This is a genomic window from Mucilaginibacter gossypii (assembly GCF_900100945.1).
Classification (GTDB): Bacteria; Bacteroidota; Bacteroidia; order Sphingobacteriales; family Sphingobacteriaceae; genus Mucilaginibacter; species Mucilaginibacter gossypii.
Window position 1 is genome coordinate 121,546 of sequence record NZ_FNCG01000010.1, and the last position, 18,103, is coordinate 139,648.

The 18,103-nt window shown below is 41.1% G+C and carries 10 protein-coding genes; 5 read left to right on the forward strand and 5 right to left on the reverse strand.

The genetic code is table 11. The annotated features are described in order from the left end of the window. Positions 1–19: 19 nt before the first annotated feature. Positions 20–2,662: a KAP family P-loop NTPase fold protein gene (locus BLS28_RS18280; RefSeq protein WP_091170673.1), complete on the reverse strand. Its 2,643-nt coding sequence runs from the start codon at positions 2,660–2,662 to the stop codon at positions 20–22. A gap of 194 nt (positions 2,663–2,856) precedes the next feature. On the opposite strand from BLS28_RS18280, the gene BLS28_RS18285 reads away from it, so the two are divergent. After that, a complete protein-coding gene (locus BLS28_RS18285; RefSeq protein WP_091170676.1) occupies positions 2,857–6,039 on the forward strand; it encodes an SIR2 family protein in 3,183 nt (1,060 codons plus the stop codon). A gap of 60 nt (positions 6,040–6,099) precedes the next feature. After that, positions 6,100–7,545, forward strand: coding sequence for a hypothetical protein (locus tag BLS28_RS18290; RefSeq protein WP_091170680.1), 1,446 nt, complete (start codon positions 6,100–6,102; stop codon positions 7,543–7,545). Between the two features lie 15 nt (positions 7,546–7,560). Here BLS28_RS18290 and BLS28_RS18295 read toward each other — a convergent pair whose 3' ends face one another. The 3 genes from BLS28_RS18295 to BLS28_RS18305 all read right to left on the reverse strand — a co-directional run bounded on the left by BLS28_RS18295 (position 7,561) and on the right by BLS28_RS18305 (position 10,771). Next, positions 7,561–7,815: a hypothetical protein gene (locus BLS28_RS18295; protein ID WP_091170683.1), complete on the reverse strand. Its 255-nt coding sequence runs from the start codon at positions 7,813–7,815 to the stop codon at positions 7,561–7,563. 106 nt (positions 7,816–7,921) lie between these two features. Beyond that, positions 7,922–9,541: a hypothetical protein gene (locus BLS28_RS18300; protein ID WP_091170687.1), complete on the reverse strand. Its 1,620-nt coding sequence runs from the start codon at positions 9,539–9,541 to the stop codon at positions 7,922–7,924. Positions 9,542–9,616: 75 nt separating this feature from the next. Next, positions 9,617–10,771: a hypothetical protein gene (locus BLS28_RS18305; RefSeq protein ID WP_218134468.1), complete on the reverse strand. Its 1,155-nt coding sequence runs from the start codon at positions 10,769–10,771 to the stop codon at positions 9,617–9,619. Between the two features lie 480 nt (positions 10,772–11,251). On the opposite strand from BLS28_RS18305, the gene BLS28_RS18310 reads away from it, so the two are divergent. The 3 genes from BLS28_RS18310 to mobC are packed head-to-tail and all read left to right on the forward strand — an operon-like array spanning position 11,252 to position 14,808. Next, positions 11,252–11,809 (forward strand): BfmA/BtgA family mobilization protein, encoded by a 558-nt coding sequence (locus tag BLS28_RS18310; RefSeq protein WP_091170694.1) that lies wholly within the window; start codon positions 11,252–11,254, stop codon positions 11,807–11,809. Between the two features lie 4 nt (positions 11,810–11,813). Then, on the forward strand, positions 11,814–12,731 hold the full coding sequence (locus BLS28_RS18315; protein WP_091170698.1) for a DUF5712 family protein: 918 nt from the start codon (positions 11,814–11,816) through the stop codon (positions 12,729–12,731). A 19-nt stretch (positions 12,732–12,750) separates the two neighbouring features. After that, positions 12,751–14,808 (forward strand): conjugal transfer protein MobC, encoded by a 2,058-nt coding sequence (gene mobC / locus BLS28_RS18320; protein ID WP_091170701.1) that lies wholly within the window; start codon positions 12,751–12,753, stop codon positions 14,806–14,808. A 53-nt stretch (positions 14,809–14,861) separates the two neighbouring features. On the opposite strand, the gene BLS28_RS18325 is transcribed toward mobC, so the two are convergent. After that, positions 14,862–17,984 carry an efflux RND transporter permease subunit gene (locus tag BLS28_RS18325; RefSeq protein ID WP_091170704.1) on the reverse strand — a complete coding sequence of 1,041 codons (3,123 nt, stop codon included), beginning with the start codon at positions 17,982–17,984 and terminating at the stop codon, positions 14,862–14,864. Positions 17,985–18,103: the final 119 nt, after the last annotated feature.

Sequence of the window (18,103 nt, forward strand, 5' to 3'; positions counted from 1 at the left end):
CAAGCGAAGCAGTTGATGATTACATACTTCTCCATCTGACAGGGATTAGCTGTTTAAAATCAAACTTGATGGAATTAAAATTGTTGACTTTGATCTTATTAACAAAATCAACAAACTCTAGATACGCGGGATGTTGGCGGTCAAGCTGTTCGGCTTTGGTTAGCCAGTTTTCCAGTTCCTGAAAATCATTAAAAAAGAAGTTCAAATTATCAGGGCTGAAATAATAGTAGTCTGAGTCTGGGTTAGTTTGGTTGATCAACTGTCCCAATTTCTCCGTAGAGAGATGGGCCAAATAATAATCGATACATAACGTTTTTGCCTCTGCATTTTTTTCTTTTGATAAGCCGTCACTCGCTTTCATTTTGCAGTTATGAAACAAGTTCCAGAACGTATTCGAAATATCTCCCTGTTTGTTCAGATAACTTTGAAAATATTGCATATTAATAGTTGCCAGTTTGGAGAAATCCAATGGAAATTCATATTGGTAAGAAATAATCTGGTTAATAAGGTTGCTTTCAAATTCCGCCGGAAATTTTGCTTGTTCAAATAGGTCCAGCAAAAAGTCTTGATAGCTAACGAGATCTGGGTACAATCTGATATCAGTAGTTTTCAGACTAGTCGCAGGATATTTTAAAATTTCCATGAGATGTTTATAATCAAACCCGAGTTGCCTGTCATTTGATACATAATCTTTACCAACTTTAAATAAGGCTAAGACGTGATTTTCAAATTCTTGTTGATTAACAAATACCCTGATTTTATATAACTTATCTAAAAAGGCCCCGTATTTATTGTCACTTACCCATTCATTTATAATCTTCTCGTAGTCCTGAAATGACAATTTCCTTGCCTTTTCAAAATCCTTAGCAGAGATTTCCCCTTCTAATAACTGAAAGGCAAAATATTTAAAAAAATTATTAGGATGAACAAAGGCTTTGTATGATTCATTTTCTAAGTTTTGCAGCACCCGATCGGCATTGATCAACTCTTTGATTAGCAAATTGATATTACTGATGTCTTTATCGTTATAACCTATCTTTTGCTTTAATTCGTTTAGGTAGTTTGCAAATATCTCGGTATTTTGATTTTTATCATTGTTATACTCTGCATTCTTTTTCACCGGATCAAAATAGCCCGAGATGCCCCCTGTTTCTTTATTACGTTCACTTTCATTTCTAAACCGGAAATAATTTTCATTTTTCTCGTGATAAATGATAAAAAATGTGTCCCAGGATTGGATGATATCATTATACACAATTGGGTATTTTATCTTTAACAATTGCAAAAGATAAAAATCATAGAATAATATATCGTCCTCAATGTCCTTTATTTCAAACAACAAAGAATTAGATAATCTTATAGCTTCTCTATGGGTTTGTATTAGTTCATCGTTTATTTTTTGCGCCTTGTAACCACGCGAGTCCAGAACGATCAACAATTGTTGCTTGAAGCCCTCCGAAAGTTTCGGTTCCAGTAACTCCCTGATAAATTTGCGTATAAGAACAGACTCATACAATGGTAGGGAAAACTCAAATTGGAATATTTTCTCAAGAAAGGACGCATGGTTGTGGGGATTGAATGATTTTACCGCTTCGAGGGCATATCCTTTATCATAGGCTACCAAATAAATCACATTGTTGAAATTTGCTGTGTTACGGATAATGCGCAACACTTCTAAAATCTCGGACTTATCAAGACGGTCCAAGTCGTCGATGAAAATTACGATCTGTTTATAAATAGTAGCAATTGAACGATTTACTGCATCGTACAGTTCGTTCTTATTACGTTCTTCAAAGTAATCCGATACGCCTTTCAGTCCTTTGGTAAATTTATTTTCATCTATTTGAGTGAGAGTTTTTGCATATCGATAAACATTACGTGAAAGATTTGGATCATATTTGCTGAGAATACCGATTAATAATTCAAAAAAATCTTCAATGATCTTAGAGGAACTGGAGCTACGCCACGGATTAAAATGAACTATAATTCGTTCTTTGTCTAAATTTTCAAGAACCATATAAGCGAAAGATGTTTTACCAGATCCCCAAGGTCCAGTAATTCCTATTGCCAATGCACCTGCATTTTCTTTAACGATCTTCGATTGAATTTTTTCGGCAATTCTCTTTGCGAATTGTTTTCTGTTTAGCAGGTCGTCCGATGACCGGCGGATGGGTAGATCAGCAATAAACGGGTCTTCATAATAATTTACAGGGTATTTTGGTGACAACCACTCTAAGCCCTTTAACGCGATCATTCCAGAGCAAAACAAAATGACAATATCTGCATATTTTATCTGTCGAAACAATACGAATGGTGTATAATCATAATGTACACCTTGGACTCTGAAATACAAATAAGCCGTCAACAAAGTTAAAGCGGCTAAAAAAAGAAAAATATGAATGCGGGTATTTTCGCCTAAGAGCTTAACGATAAGGATAATATAAATTAAAGTCAGTAATATCAGCGTGACGTCTGAAAAAGCCGAACTTGTAATGTGACTTAAAAACGGTTTTGTTAATAAGTGGTCAAATACACTTATAATAGAAGTCCTTCCGATGATGCTCAGGGCAATAGCAGTGACAATAAATACTGTTTTTATATCAGTTAAAGAATTATAAAATTGACGGAGCTTCGTATGAAAAAGGTTTAAATTGGAAAACATAGTAAAAATCAATTGGTTAAAGTTACGGAATAACCAGTAAAAGAATTCTAATGCTTGATAGAACCGAATGGAAGAAGATAATAAACACTTTTGCTCTTATAAAATCTAATTATTTTACAATGTTAATATGTGTAAAATCGGATTACCCAGTCTGTAATTAAGTGGCTATATTTATTGTTTTCTAAATAATAAATATGAGTGACCTAACCTTAGAAGTTGATCAATTTTTACGTTCTGTTGAAATCAGTAAAACAGATTTTTTTACAACAATCGTTGGTGCAGGTGCCTCTATCAGTTCCGGTATTAAATCAGCAAGCGATTGTATATGGGAATGGAAAAGAGATATCTACGCCACCAAAGCAATTTCAAACTCTCAGTTAAAACTCGATGATCGTTCCGAACAAGTTCGTGAAACTATCCAAAACTGGCTGAATAATGAGAATAGCTACCCTTTATTAAATAGTGCGGAAGAATACTCCTTCTACGTAGAGAAATGTTATCCTATCGAGGCAGATCGGCAAAAATATTTCAAACGGTTATGTGAAAAGAAAGAACCTTCGGTAGGCTATAAATTACTTTGCCTGTTGCATGAATCGGGACTTATAAAATCTGTTTGGACAACGAATTTCGATGATCTTTGCCGCGACGCCGCCATTAAAACCAGCAATACTGTAATTGACGTCACACTGGATTCAGTAGACCGGGTAATAAGACCACTGAACAGCTCGGAAATGTTATTGATTAAATTGCATGGCGATTATAAATATGGGCCGTTGAAAAATACGGACAGTGAATTAAAAACCCAGGACGAAACCTTCCGAACCAGACTGATCGACTATTTGAATGATAAACATCTGATTGTATCAGGTTACAGTGGACGGGACGAATCGATCATGGCCGCGTTAAAGGAAAGCTATGCGAAAAGAGGTTCAGGAAGATTATACTGGTGTGGCTATGGGCATGATATTCCACCTTCGGTTAGAGAATTGCTACAGGTTGCCAGAGCCAATGGTAGGGATGCCTATTACATACCTACCGATGGCTTTGATAAACTCATGATAAGTCTATCAAAAATCGTTTGCAGGGATGATCAGTCATTATTGAACAAGTACGCAGAATATTTAAAGGGTGAGCAAGAAACTATTATTAAGTCGCCCTTCAAAATCGACGTGGGTAATCTGCATTCTATTATCAAAGGCAATTTATTTCCGATCAAATTACCTCAAGAAGCTTTTCAGTTCGAATCGGATTTAGCGACAGGCCTACAGCCATGGAAATCGATCAAAGAATTGGTAAAGCCATATAACATTGTCGCTGTCCCGTTTAAAGGTTATGTTTGGGCGCTGGGTACCTTAACCGATATTAATCAATGCTTTGCCGGACAATTCAAGAGCAGTATTGTTCGTGTACCTATTAAAGGGCTCAACCTTTGGAAAGATACGGCGATTTATAACCTATTGCTAACAGCTTTGACTAAAGCGCTCGCATCACCTAACGGCCTTCGTTCTAACGGCAAAGACCTCATTTGGAAATCGGCGACAACTTCAAATCGTATTATTCAGAACGTATTGTACTCTACGCATGAGGCTGTTCGCTTGTCGCTCAGTCACGATGGAAAAAGGCATTATTTATCTTTGGAGCCCGATTTTCGTATCGAGACCGCCGATTCTGACCAGCGGATCAGCAAAGAAATCAGGCAAGATGTGGGACGTACGTATTTCGACAAGCTTAGGAATAATTTTTTTGACGAATATATCAAGGGATGGAGAAAGCTGCTATTTACCGGTAAGGAAGATAAGTTTGTTGTGGAATATCCCCTTGCCTCAGCATCTGGTTTTAGCTTTGAAATTTATAGGCTACCGTTATTTGCGAAGATATTCAAACCATCATCGAATGCACCCTTACAACTCAGTGCAGATTTCCCTAAACAAGTACTTCACTTTAAGGGGCTGCAATTTGCAGAACCTGAGCTGGAGTTTTCCAGTAAATATCCAGGGATGAATGTTACACCTGTAGATTTTCATCCGATGCGTGGCCTTACCCGAAATAGCCCTTATGATAGCGGTTTGACCGGGGTCTTGTTTGATAATAAGATCAATCTGGCTGCTATTTGTCCCTCGGCAGAAGCACAGGAATTTTCAAACTTCTTAAAACTGGAGGTGGTTAAGATTGGCTCGAACAAGGTTAATGAAGATTATCTGATCGACTACCCCGGTTTTTTCGATGCCTATGGCGTTAGTCTCAATGTACCGGATGTAAATAGCGAAAACTGGTTTACGTGTCCAGAACCGTTGACTAAACAAACGCTCCAAGAAACAGCCTTTGATCTTCGGGATAAAGTGATCAACCGTATAGATCAGAGTCTCAAAAATGAGATAAAAAAAGTCTTGGTGATTTATATTCCTGACCGTTGGCTGACTTATACCTCCTTCCATATTGAAAACGAACATTTCGATCTACATGATTATGTAAAAGCTTATTGTGCAGAACACGGTGTGGCCACGCAGTTTATCAATGAGGATACTATAAAAAGCCAATTGAAATGCCAGATTAATTGGTGGCTTTCATTATCATATTACGTAAAGACCTTGCGTACGCCATGGATATTGCAGCATCTTGATAAAAATACCGCTTTTGCGGGCATAGGATATAGCGTAAGAAGCAGTAAGGAAGAAAACGGTAGCATTGTTTTGGGATGTAGTCACATATACAATTCCCAGGGTCAGGGCCTGAAGTATAAGCTATCAAAAGTCGAAGATCAATTGTATTGGGACAAGCAGGAACGCCCACATTTAAGTTATAATGACGCATTTCGTTTCGGTTTGTCTATCAAAGAATTGTTCTTTACGGCGATGAATGAATTACCCAAACGTGTGGTGGTACATAAAAGAACTTACTATACTGATGACGAAATAAATGGATTAAAAGACAGCTTGCTTCACAATGGTGTGCAGGAACTTGATCTTATAGAAATTAACTTCGTGGACGATATTCGGTTTGTAGCCACTAAGATGAAAGACGGCATGCCCGTCGCAGATAATTTTGCGGTACCTCGCGGCACCTGTATGCAGTTTGATGATTATTCTGCTTATTTATGGACACACGGCATTGTAGCGTCTGTGCGGAATCCTAACTATAAGTTTTATTTGGGTGGAAAATATATACCTGGCCCGTTAAAAATCACCAAACATCATGGCAAAAGCAACATCGGAGTTATCGCCAATGAAATACTTGGACTTACGAAGATGAATTGGAATTCATTTGATCTTTATAGCCAACTCCCGGCAACCGTAAACTCGTCTAATGAGATTGCTAGAATTGGTCGGCTATTGTCCAAGCGAGAAGGCATAACTTATGATTATCGATATTTTATATAGTTAATAATTTATCTATTCTCATTTGAACGTTTATTATATTTGCTATAAACCAATCTTGTCATGAATAATAATACGGAGATTATACTTATTCCAAAAGATGCAACTCCCGAGAGGATTGAAACTTCTATAGCAGCTTTTAATCAACCTTTAGCAGATCTGTTGACTCACGTTGGACTACCGACCGAAAATCTATTATCCCCCATTGACGAAAGAAGAAAAGTAATTTTTTCTTTAGAGGCGGCCATCTCGATTTTGCCTGTTGAAGCTCGTGAAAAGGCAGCCTATTTATCCAAATTTACAGTGGCGGTGGCGGTAGGTTTATTTGACGGCGCGATCAATTTCTTATGGGATGAAACAATAAAGGCCTTGCGTTTACTTGTATCTGAATTTGATCTACCTTATTTTCTATTTGTCGCACAATCGGTTAACAGCAAGTATAAATCTTTTACAACAGCTGATGATTTGGAGGGAATCAGTGATCATGACCTGTTAGATATTTGCCGACGGATAGGTTTTATAAATGATATTAATTATAAAAGGCTTGAATACGTTAATTATTTAAGGAATCATGCTAGTGCAGCCCATCCAAATGACAACGCTGTTACTGGGTTTGAGATGGTTAATCTACTGGAAACTTGTTTGAAATATGCTATAACAGCGAAGCCGGATCATTCAGTTATTCAAATCAAACAGCTTTTCAATAACATCCGAACGAAGGAAATTCCAAAGGAAGATTTCGAAGCTATCGGTGATGATCTAATAAAACAACCTCAAGAGCGGCTTGATGATTTTCTCTATTCGATATTCGGCCTTTATATAGATACAAGAACCGAACAACCTGTTAGAAAAAACATTGACCGCCTTACGCCGCATATTTGGGATGCAGTATCTGAAGATATTAAATATAAAATCGGAGCAAAATTCGGGGTTTATCGACTAAATGGTGATGTAGAAAGGAAAGATTTTGTTCAAAAGTTTTTAGAGACAGTTGGAGGACTAAAATATAAAGACGAAGATAGTTTAGCAGGTGAGTTGTTGGAGAAATTACAGAATTTAAAGACTGTGCACTTTGAATGGAATAATTTTTATAATGAATATTCTCATGCAAAGTCAATTGCAAGTTCATTACCAGCAACCGGGCTGCCAGATTCAATCAGAAAGCTATTTGTTAAAGTAATTGTAATTTGCTATGTGGGCAATGGAAAAGGATATAAACAAGGGATAGACGAAAGAGCTGCACCATATTACAATGAATTCATAGAGCGATTTACAATTGCTGAAATAAAAGAATTTCTGGGTTTATTCAAAGATGCCGAATTCGTGACGGATTTTGATTATACAATACCGGATCGACGCCTTCGGAACCTAGTAAAATTCTTTAAAACGAAGACAAGTGACATTTACATTAATCGAATTTTAGACTTGATGCTCTCTTATCCAGCTAAAAAACTGCAAGCGCTTGCAGATGATAAACGTTATCATGAGGCAATGAAATTCATAAAATAAAGGTCATTCTTGCAGTTAAATAAGCATTGTCCTTTTTTTTGCCAATGCTAAATTCAAGCCTGCATTTTGAATCATTGCTTCAAAAGCCTCGTTTTCTGTAAGATTACTTAATGTGCAACTTCCTTCCTCATCGAGGGGACCAGAAATAACATCTTCCAGATTGATTTCGTTGGTGTCCAGCAATTCAAATACTGAATAACTACCATCCGATAATTCGACGGCATACATTCCGCGATTATGGTTAAGAATGCAGACGGTTCCTTTGGGCATTGTTAAAAATTATTTGTAATATATTTTATTCGTAAATGTAGTCAAAAATACTTCGAGTTGTGCTAATGGCAGTGAGGTCATCGATATCTAATGTTATTCGAATATCTCAGCCTTCGAATTCCTCCGTTTCGTCCAAGAATAATTTGGAAAAAGTGTTTAGCGTAAATAGCGATTTAATGAAAATATCCTGCGCTACCTGTCGATAATTATGCTCGGTAAGGCCGAAATAAGTCAACGCCTTCTGACAGTTTTTATTGGACTTACTAAAACGGTGCGCCATCATGCCCGAGCGCAGGTCCTGCAGATTCCGGAGGAAAGTGATCATGTCCGGGATCTGTATTGAGCGAATGTCGAGGAAACGCTCCAGTTTAGCGATACCTTTTTCATTCTCGATCTTTGACAAGCCTTTGACCAACATTTCTTCGTTTAGACTGTCTACCGTTGCTTTGACCAGGATGAGAATCTGCTCGCAGAAGGCCCGCACATTATTCTCTGAAGGTAAATGCAGGGCACTAAAGTGCTGTGGATCGCTGCCAGTCAGTTCTTTATAAAAATGCCAGCCGAATTTCCCGAACCATTTTTTGTTGAAGCGGTGATATTTAGCTTTGAAACGCACGTCTACTGAATCCGAATCTCGCGCCCAGTTACCGAGAACCATCGTATCATAATAAGCCCCACTCATTCCCATACCAGTTTGGGGCGCGATATTATGGTGCTTCCAGTGCAACTGCTCCTTTTGTGGCAGCATGGTTAGGTCGTTAAGAAACACCATCACATAGTCCGTATTATTGTTATCCATCTTGAGACTGATGAAGCTGGACTTAATGTGAAAGCCGTCGACCTCGTATTTCTGTGGATTATCATAATACTTGTTTAGCACTTCCTTTTTGAAATAAACCGGCGTAAAGAATTTATAATCCTCCGAATCGCAACGCACTAGTTTTTCTGTTCCGTCATCATCATAGCCGATAATAAAACTCTCATGCGCGTCCTCGTCAAGGTCGAACCAAAACTTACCACTTTTGGCCGCGTCGAACTTGAGCATCGTCTTCCCAATGATCCAGCTTTGCAGCGGCTTGTCGCCGATTCCGGGCACAACACGAATCAAGTGGTTGTAGTGAAAACTGTTGCTGATAAAATCTTCATCCTTCGGAATAAACGCAGAACCGGCGCCAGCCTCGTCGGTCACGATCATAAAGTCAAAGCATAGGGAAAGATGCATTTTCCTAACAGCCAGGTATTCGTTTAGGAACTTTAACTTGATACGCACCTGTCGCTCGGTCACATGGATTACCTCTTCAGTATCGCCAGAGTCATCAATAAAGTAATAACTGCGCTTCTGTTTGGATGACGCCTGTTCATACAGTTTGAAATAATTTACGAACTCTTGCGAAACATCAACATAACGCTCTTTCACGTGTGTGAACCATTTGGGATAAATGAAAGGCTCCAAGCCCTCTTCTGCAAAACGGAAATACTCAGTCACTTTCCCGCCATCTCTGAAATGTGTGATAACACTGGGATGCCCCTCGCTACCCCAGTGGATGCCCCAGTCTCGGTCCTCCAGGTATTTATTTAAATTATCTGGACTGACTAAACAGCAGTAAATACCAGCCTCTATCTCGCTATCATTGCCACTACGGTAGACCTCGATCCAGCCATTGTTGATAAACCGCTTAGTGATTTCGACATGCTGGGCCCTTAATCTAAATAGCTCTTCATTCATGTTGATAATAGGTATAATCCCCTGTAAGTTTGCAAACCATGTGCGCACCCTAATTGCGTAGCAATAAATTATTTGTCAAAACAGTAATCGCGTGAGGTTGAGCGAGCCGCCCAGTTCATCATCAAATACATTATCGGGAGCCTCAATGGTCTGTTGGGGCAATATGCTAGAAAAGTTTGCAGGTAAACTATTAATATCCACCACGCCTTTCAATTCACGAATAAACGAGTAGAGCAACTTAAAGAGAGTATTCATACGATTTAAGCCCTGCGCTCCTTCACCGAAGACCAGGCGTTCATTCTGACGCCGACTATCTTCGATTCGCCGGAACTCGAACGAAGGCGGGTTAAAATATTCAAAGGGTTCACCAACCAGTTCAAAAGGATCAATGCGTAGTTCCTCGCAAAGCGCTACCACGAGGTAATCTCTTAAACGATCTTCTCGGATATCGTCGACCACTTCATTCCAGACTCTAGCCAGTCGCACTTGCATATATTCTCGCAATATGTTTACTGATTCGATCTCCCCCGAGAGCGCGAATGGCTCCGATGATATCTCGCGTCGGCGTTCGTCAATATAGCAAGACCGGAAAGAATGCTTATCTCCATCGTAAAGGTTCGCATGATTGTTCCCTGCCTCCTGGTCCATTTCCTTTAGGCTCATGAAAGTGGTATAGTAGATCAATGGTTGGGTCAACATCGACATCGCTTGCCGGTCCTTAATACGCGGGAACGCGTAAAGCACTGAGCGATCCGTACAACCATTTTCGATCAAGTAGTTGTTTAATACGCCCAACGCATTGTGCTGATTGCCGGGCTTGCTCGCCGCGGGCTTGCCGTTGTCATTGAAGGAAAATTCAATATGGGGGTTAGGATTATGAACACCTAAGCTGAACATGCTGCCATTGATATGGTTACCTTCGCTATGGGTTCCGCATTTGAATTGAATATAAATGGCCCGTTCATCCGCCGTACTGTCCTGCGGAATAGTAATCTTGGTATCCCAACCGCCGCCGGTACCTTCTTCGCGTGGTGCCAATTTCTCGCTCCATGCTCGGCGTCGCCAGAAACGGGTAATCCCGAAAGGCTGGATGTCAAAGATACGCCGTAGTCGCACCGGGTATAGAAGGCCGAAAGGACTGTCGAACATATTACAAAGTTCCCTGGTGATATTCATTTCCAGCGTCCATTCGTTAAGACTTTTCGGGGCTAATTTAGGAGTTAAGGACATGTGATAAAATTGGTTAAAACGCAATTTACCAATTTGTCGCATTTAATTCGAAGATTCTTTATCCCAGAAAGATAGTAAACCGGACGGTGGACGGTATACAACCACCTCAACAACGAAATGATATTTATTGGTCCTCCAAATATGTTTACTTTCTAAAAGATTAGCGACACCCCGTAGTTTCCCTATTCGGTAGATGTAACTTTCTCTCATTTGCATAGGGCAACTGCGTTTAATTAAAAAATAGCAGATTTAAATATAGGCAAGGATCAATACTATAAGGCAAACCCCGATATGGTTGAGAGCAGCCAATTTTTTAGTTAAAAAAATTGGAGCGAGCGGAAGTTGGGCAGAGCCCAACTTTGCTCGCCGTTTGCGCTGCAAACGGGGTATCGCGCATCCTCCGGGGATGCTTGGACAAGTTAGCGGCTGGTTTAAACAAGTTTTCAGCATTCCACGCGGAATGCCTTTAAAGAGGGACGTATGGCAGATGAAACCATTTATAAAAAGACGATCAAGTATTCCGACGCAACGGATGCTAAGCTGCAAAAGCTGGCCAATGCGGCCGGCTGTACCAAGCGTGAGTTCTTCATCCGGATGGTGGAGTATTTTTATAAAACGAAGAAAGACCCTACGGACATCAGCGACGAGTTGCTGAAAACCACACTGGTTAAAAATCACGATACCTATATCCGCTTTATCCGTGCACAGGAAGAAAAGATTTTGATCCCGGTTAAGCTGGAAGTTGACCGCATGATACAATCCCAAATCAAAATATTGGACTGCTTCAACACACAGATACTCAAGGCCAATACCGACCTGCAAAATAATCAGCAGGCGCAGATCAGCAAGTTTTCAGAAACAGACAAACTATTACAGATCATCGTGGGAAAGCTGGATGCCAAAGAAAGCCTGAAAACTAAATTCCTGCATATTCTGAACTACTATATCAAGATCAGGGATACCTTCAGCTTTACCACCCCTACAAAAGAGAAAGAGGAATTGGCGCAGGCAGCCCGGCAGCAGGTCACTAAAATATAGCGCGATGTTTATCAATATCACCGACAGCGATACAGCGGACAACAAAGGCAGTAGCGGCGCGCTCATTCATTACCTGGATAAAGAAAACAGGCTGGATAGGAATACTGCGCCCGAACTATGGTTCAATGGTGGACAGCAGGCGATTTTTTCTCATGAAGCACAATTGGCGCTCGATCACAATGTGGCTAAATTAAGCCGGGCGGATGCGAAATTTTTCCTGATCAATATCAGCCCCAGCCAAAAAGAGATTGCTTGGCTCAAAGAACAATTTGGCGATAAAGGCGTGGAAGGACAGTTGAAAGCCTATGCGATTAAAGTGATGGATGAGTACGCCGGCAACTTCAAAAGGCCGAGCATTGAAAGCAATCAAGATCTATTGTGGTTCGGTAAGTTGGAGCATTACCGTTATTACAGTCATAAGGATACCGAAGTGAAAAACGGGCTGCAAAAACGCGGTGACCGCAAACCTGGTGAACAAATGCACGTCCAGGTCATCGTCAGCCGCAAGGATATCACCAATTCGATCAAACTCAGCCCTATGAATAACTCGCGGGGCAAAAATACGGAGCATTCCAAAAAGGTTGGTCAGTTCGACCGTTCGGTGTTCAAGCAAATGGGCGAAACCTTGTTTGATAAACAATTTGATTTCGACCGGAGCTTGACGGAGACTTTTAAATACGCCAACTCGCAAAAGAAAGGTACGCTGGAAGAACGGCTGAAAATACGCACAGCTGCTGCAAATGCCCATAAACAGAACCGGCAGACGACCAAAAAACAACAACCTCCATCACAAAGGTTGCAGCCCGCATTCAAACTGATCCTGCCTTCAGGCAAATATCAGCCGGGCGTGGCGCCAAGTATTACCAATAAGAAGAAACGCAGGAAAAAAGGCCAGGAAGCCGATAACGGACTGACCTTATAAAATATCAAAAGACATCATTATGCAAACTGGGGAAGACACACAGGGATTAAGAAAGATCGTCGATTTTACACGACTGATCAGTATTTTTATATTGGCCATTCACTTTTATATCAGCTGTTATAAAGCATTTGAGCAATGGCACTGGACAGCGAATATTACCGATAGGCTGATCGCAAACATTGCCAGGACCGGTTTATTCAATAATTGGTGGAAGCCCAAGTTGGCCGGACTGCTTTGCCTGGCGATCTCCTTAGTGGGTATAAAAGGCAAAAAAGATGAAAAGGTCAATTACAAAAGCATTGTTGCCTATATCAGCAGCGGTTTGCTGGTCTACTGGATCAGTATATTATGTTTTTATCTGCCTGCCAATATCAACTTAATAGCTACCGCCTATATCGTGCTTACCGCTGTAGGTTATTTACTCATGATTACCGGCGGCACCTGGTTATCACGTTTACTAAGGGATAAACTGCACAAAGATATATTCAATACCGAAAATGAAACTTTCCCACAAGAGGAAAGACTACTGGAAAACGAATATTCGGTCAACCTTCCGGCTAAATACCGGCTGAAAGGCAAAACCCGTGATAGTTGGATCAATTTTATCAATCCGTTCCGGGGAATGTTGGTGGCGGGTACACCCGGCGCGGGTAAATCTTATTTTGTGATCAGGCACATTATTGACCAGCACCTCAAAAAGGGATTTTCGATGTTTCTTTATGATTTCAAATTTGATGATTTGACAAAGATCGCGTACAATAAACTGTTACAATACCGGCAGGATTACGCGGTAAAGCCGCAATTTTATATGATCAACTTTGATGATCTGAACCGTTCACACCGCTGTAATCCCCTTGATCCAGTGGGAATGCTCGATATTACAGACGCTGCCGAGGCTAGCGTGACGATTATGTTGGGCCTGAATCGCGAATGGCTCAAAAAACAAGGTGACTTTTTCGTAGAAAGTCCGATAAATTTCTTGACGGCTATTATCTGGTATTTGCGCAAATACCAGAACGGCAAATATTGTACGCTGCCGCACGTAATCGAATTGATGCAGGTAGATTATGACCAGTTGTTTCCGGTTCTAAACACACAGCCAGAGGTACGGGCACTGGTCAATCCATTTATATCTGCCTATAATCGCAACGCGACGCCGCAATTGGAGGGCCAAGTGGCCAGCGCCAAGATCGGTTTGGCTCGTCTGGCTTCGCCTCAGCTGTATTATGTTCTGTCGGGTAATGATTTCACCCTGGATATCAATAATCCGAAAGAACCAAAAATTGTTTGTGTGGGCAACAACCCGCAGAAATTGCAGATTTACGGCGCTGTATTATCACTTTATATTTCCCGAATGATCAAGTTGGTGAACCGGAAGAACCAGTTAAAAAGCAGCTTAATCTTTGATGAATTCCCGACGATTTTCTTCAACAATATGGATGGACTAATTGCCACAGCGCGAAGCAATAAGGTGGCTACCACTTTAGCCGTGCAGGATTTTAGCCAGTTGACTAAAGATTATGGCGCGGAACAAGCGGACGTAATTACTGGTATTGTGGGTAACATTATTAGCGGCCAGGTAACAGGCGATACTGCCAAAAAGCTATCAGAGAACTTTGGAAAGATCGTTCAGAATAAAAACAGCATGACCATTAATAGCAGTGACACTTCGATTTCTAAGGCCACACAGTTAGACTATGCAATCCCGGCTTCTAAGATAGCTTCACTTTCATCGGGTGAGTTTGTGGGCATTGTAGCTGATAACCCTGATCAGAAGATTCAGCTTAAAATGTTTCATAATGCGATACAAAATGATCATGAAGGAATTGCCAAAGAGGAAGCAGCCTACAAACCCATTCCAGTAATCAGTCGGGTTACTGATGAAGATATTATGGAGAACTACCAAAATATCAGGTCAGATATTGAGGATTTGATCAATTGTGAGATAGTCTTATTGGAAGCAAAAGACATATTGACTAAGGCTGAGAAAACAACTGACGAAACACCCCTACAAGAGTCTTTAAATAAGACTAGCCAAATCATTCAAAAAGTATCAAACGATCAAATAGTAATGTGATCGTTTGATACTTTTTGAAGATTACAAGGGAAGTTTAATCGGGCAATAACAATTTAAACATTAACCGTCTCCAATTTGATGGCCTTGTTATTAGTCAAACGATATTTTACATTTTCGATAATGAGATACATCGCCGGAACGACAAATAAAGTTAACACCATTGAACTGGTCAAACCACCGATGACCACCCAAGCCATGCCACTTTTTATCTCAGCACCCGCTCCACTTGCTATAGCAATAGGCAACATACCTAAGATCATCGCTAATGTGGTCATTAGAATTGGCCTTAAACGCTCTTTCCCTGCTTCCAATAAGGCTTTTTCCACGGGATATCCATCTTTATCTTTGAGTTGATTGGTAAAATCGACAATAAGAATTGCGTTTTTAGACACCAGCCCCAGCAGCATAATCATACCGATGATGGAAAATATGTTTAGTGTCTCCATGGTAAGGGCAAGCGCCAGCAAAGCGCCGATAAGAGCAACAGGGATGGAAAACAATACAACAAACGGATAAATCAGGCTTTCATATAGAGCAACCATGATCAGATACACCAAAAGAATAGCGATGATCAGTGCCAACCCCAGGCTGGCAAAGGCATCGCCCTGATTTTTAATATCACCAAGATATTCTACGGTGATCCCAGGCGGCAAGACAATTGCTCCCGCCTTGGCTTTGATTTCATCCGCTACAGTGCCAGTCGGTCTGCCCGATACATTAGCATTCACAGTGATGGCCCCTAAACGGTCATTTCGTTGAAGGACACTTTCTCCCAATCCTTCCTTTACCTCCGCAAATTGGCTAAGTAAAAAGGATTGGCCGTTATTGCTCGCAAAAGAAAGGTTGCGGACACTATTAATGTTAGAACGATCAGCACGATCCAAGCCGACCATGATCTTATAATCATTACCGGCTTCTTTGTACAGGGTTTTATTATTGCCACTAAAGGCATTTAATAAGGCAGCACCAACCTGGCTTGCATTGATACCTAAAAGGGCCATTTTGTCTCGATTGAGTTTAATCTCAATTTGCGGCTTTTCGTCCTTCACTGACAGTTCGACAAAATTTGTACCTGGTATACTGGCTACTATTTTCTGATACTTTTCGGCTACATCTCGTACCGCTTTTCTGTCCACGCCCTTGATCGCAATCTGTATAGGCGCTGAACTGGCGTTTCCGGTGATTGATGTGGCAGAAGCGGTTACTTTGACGCCTGCTATCGCGCTACTGATCTCCTGTTGTAACAGGAGGCCAAATTCGTCAGCCGTTAAGTTACGTTGGTTTCGGTCAATCAAACTTACCGTTAATTCGGCGCGGTTAGCGTTATTGCCAGTTGCGACAACACCACCGCTTACAAAACCGATACTCGAAAACACTTTACTCACCTCTGGCCGGGCCATGATGATCTTTTCCACCTGCTGCGTGACCATATTTGTTTGATAAAGGGAAGTGGAGGGCTCAAGTTCAAGGTTGACGAGCATTTCGCCCTGGTCAGTTGCAGGAATAAAGGAGCCTCCAATAAAACCTTTTGCCACAAGCATCAGTGAACCTATAATAAGCAGGATCACCGCTGATAACAACCAACGCTTTTTATGTAGCACGACGGCCAGCATTCTGGCATAATTATCTTTCAGCACATCAATCAAGTGTTCAAAGCCGAGGTTAAGACGCCCCCATATTGTATCCTTTTTTAAATGCTCCACGCGGCCAAACCGGCTGGCCAACATTGGCGTAACAGTAAAGGAGACGAAAAGACTCATGAGGGTGGAGAATACCACCACCAGTGAAAACTCCCGAAGGATAGAACCGATTAGGCCACCAGCCAAAGCGAGTGGCAGGAATACTACAACATCCACAAGCGTAATTGCCATCGCTGTAAAACCAATCTCATTTCGGCCATCCAGAGCAGCTTTTCGTCTGTCTGTTCCCATTTCCAAATGCCGGTAAATATTTTCGAGAACTACAATCGAATCATCAACTAAAATACCGACCACCAGCGACATCGCCATTAAAGTCATCAGGTTAAGGGAGAAACCAAGCAGGTACATGGCGATGAATGTGGGGATAATTGACGAAGGTAAAGCCACCATTACAAACATGGAGCTTCTGAAACTATGAAGAAAGGCAAGCATAACCAGGCCAACAATCAGTACCGCAAGCATGAGGTCATCCATTACGGCAGTAGCGGATTTAAGTGTATAAACGGACTGATCGCTCGACACTTGAAATTTTACCCGTAGCGAAGCATACTGATTTTCGAGCCTTGCAAATGCGGCTTTAACTCCTCTACTTACATTGACCGCATTCGCATCTGATTGTTTTATAACCTGTATGCCGATGGATGGCACACCATCAATATGGTTGATAGCGGTTGCTTTGGCCGTAGCATCTACAATTTCAGCAATATCCCGTAAATAAATTGCGCCCCCACCTGGCCGCTGTTCTACTATAAGGTTCCGTAACTGATCAAGTGAGATGACATTAGCGTCTAATTGAATGGAAATCTGTTGCTTCTGCGTCTCAATTTTACCAGCAGGGAATGAACGATTCGCACTGTTAATGGCTTCGCTGACCTGGGTCACATTCAATCCGTAAGTTCGCAACTTTCCCTGGTCGATATTTACCTGAATTTCTCGTTCCTCACCACCGATAATATTAACTTGACCGACACCACTGACGTTTTGCAATACCGGGCGAATGTTCTTATCAACGAGTTCATATAGCACCTTTGGAGCAAGTGTAGCAGTCACACCAGCACGAATAACAGGTGTCTCCTCTAAATTGACCTTGTTGACCACTGGTTTATCGGCATCATCCGGCAGGTCATTTTGTGCTTGGTCAGCTTTACGCTGAATATCACGTTCCGCCTTATCGACATCCGTTCCACTTTTCAGATCCACGGCAATTTGCGACAAACCCTCTTGGGAAGTAGAACTGATCTTTTCAAGCCCCTCTACAGAAGCGAAGGCATCTTCCAACTTTTTGGTGACAGAGGTTTCTACTTCTGCCGCCGAAGCGCCGGCATAAACCGTGTTGACGGAAACAGTCGCTACTTGAATGTTAGGTAACAGTTTATAGTTCAGTTTAGAATAACTGAGCGCGCCGAACAAGAGCAGGACGGTGAAAATTACGATGATAAGTAAGGGCCGTTTAACGGCAACTTCCGCTATGGACATGGTTCTGCGTTTTGGTTTGTAGAATTGTTTTTGTGATCTTCACTTTTAGGTATGTCTGTATAACGATCATTGCCGTAACCAACAGTGCGATGAGTGCGTTCACTACTATTTTCGAATGT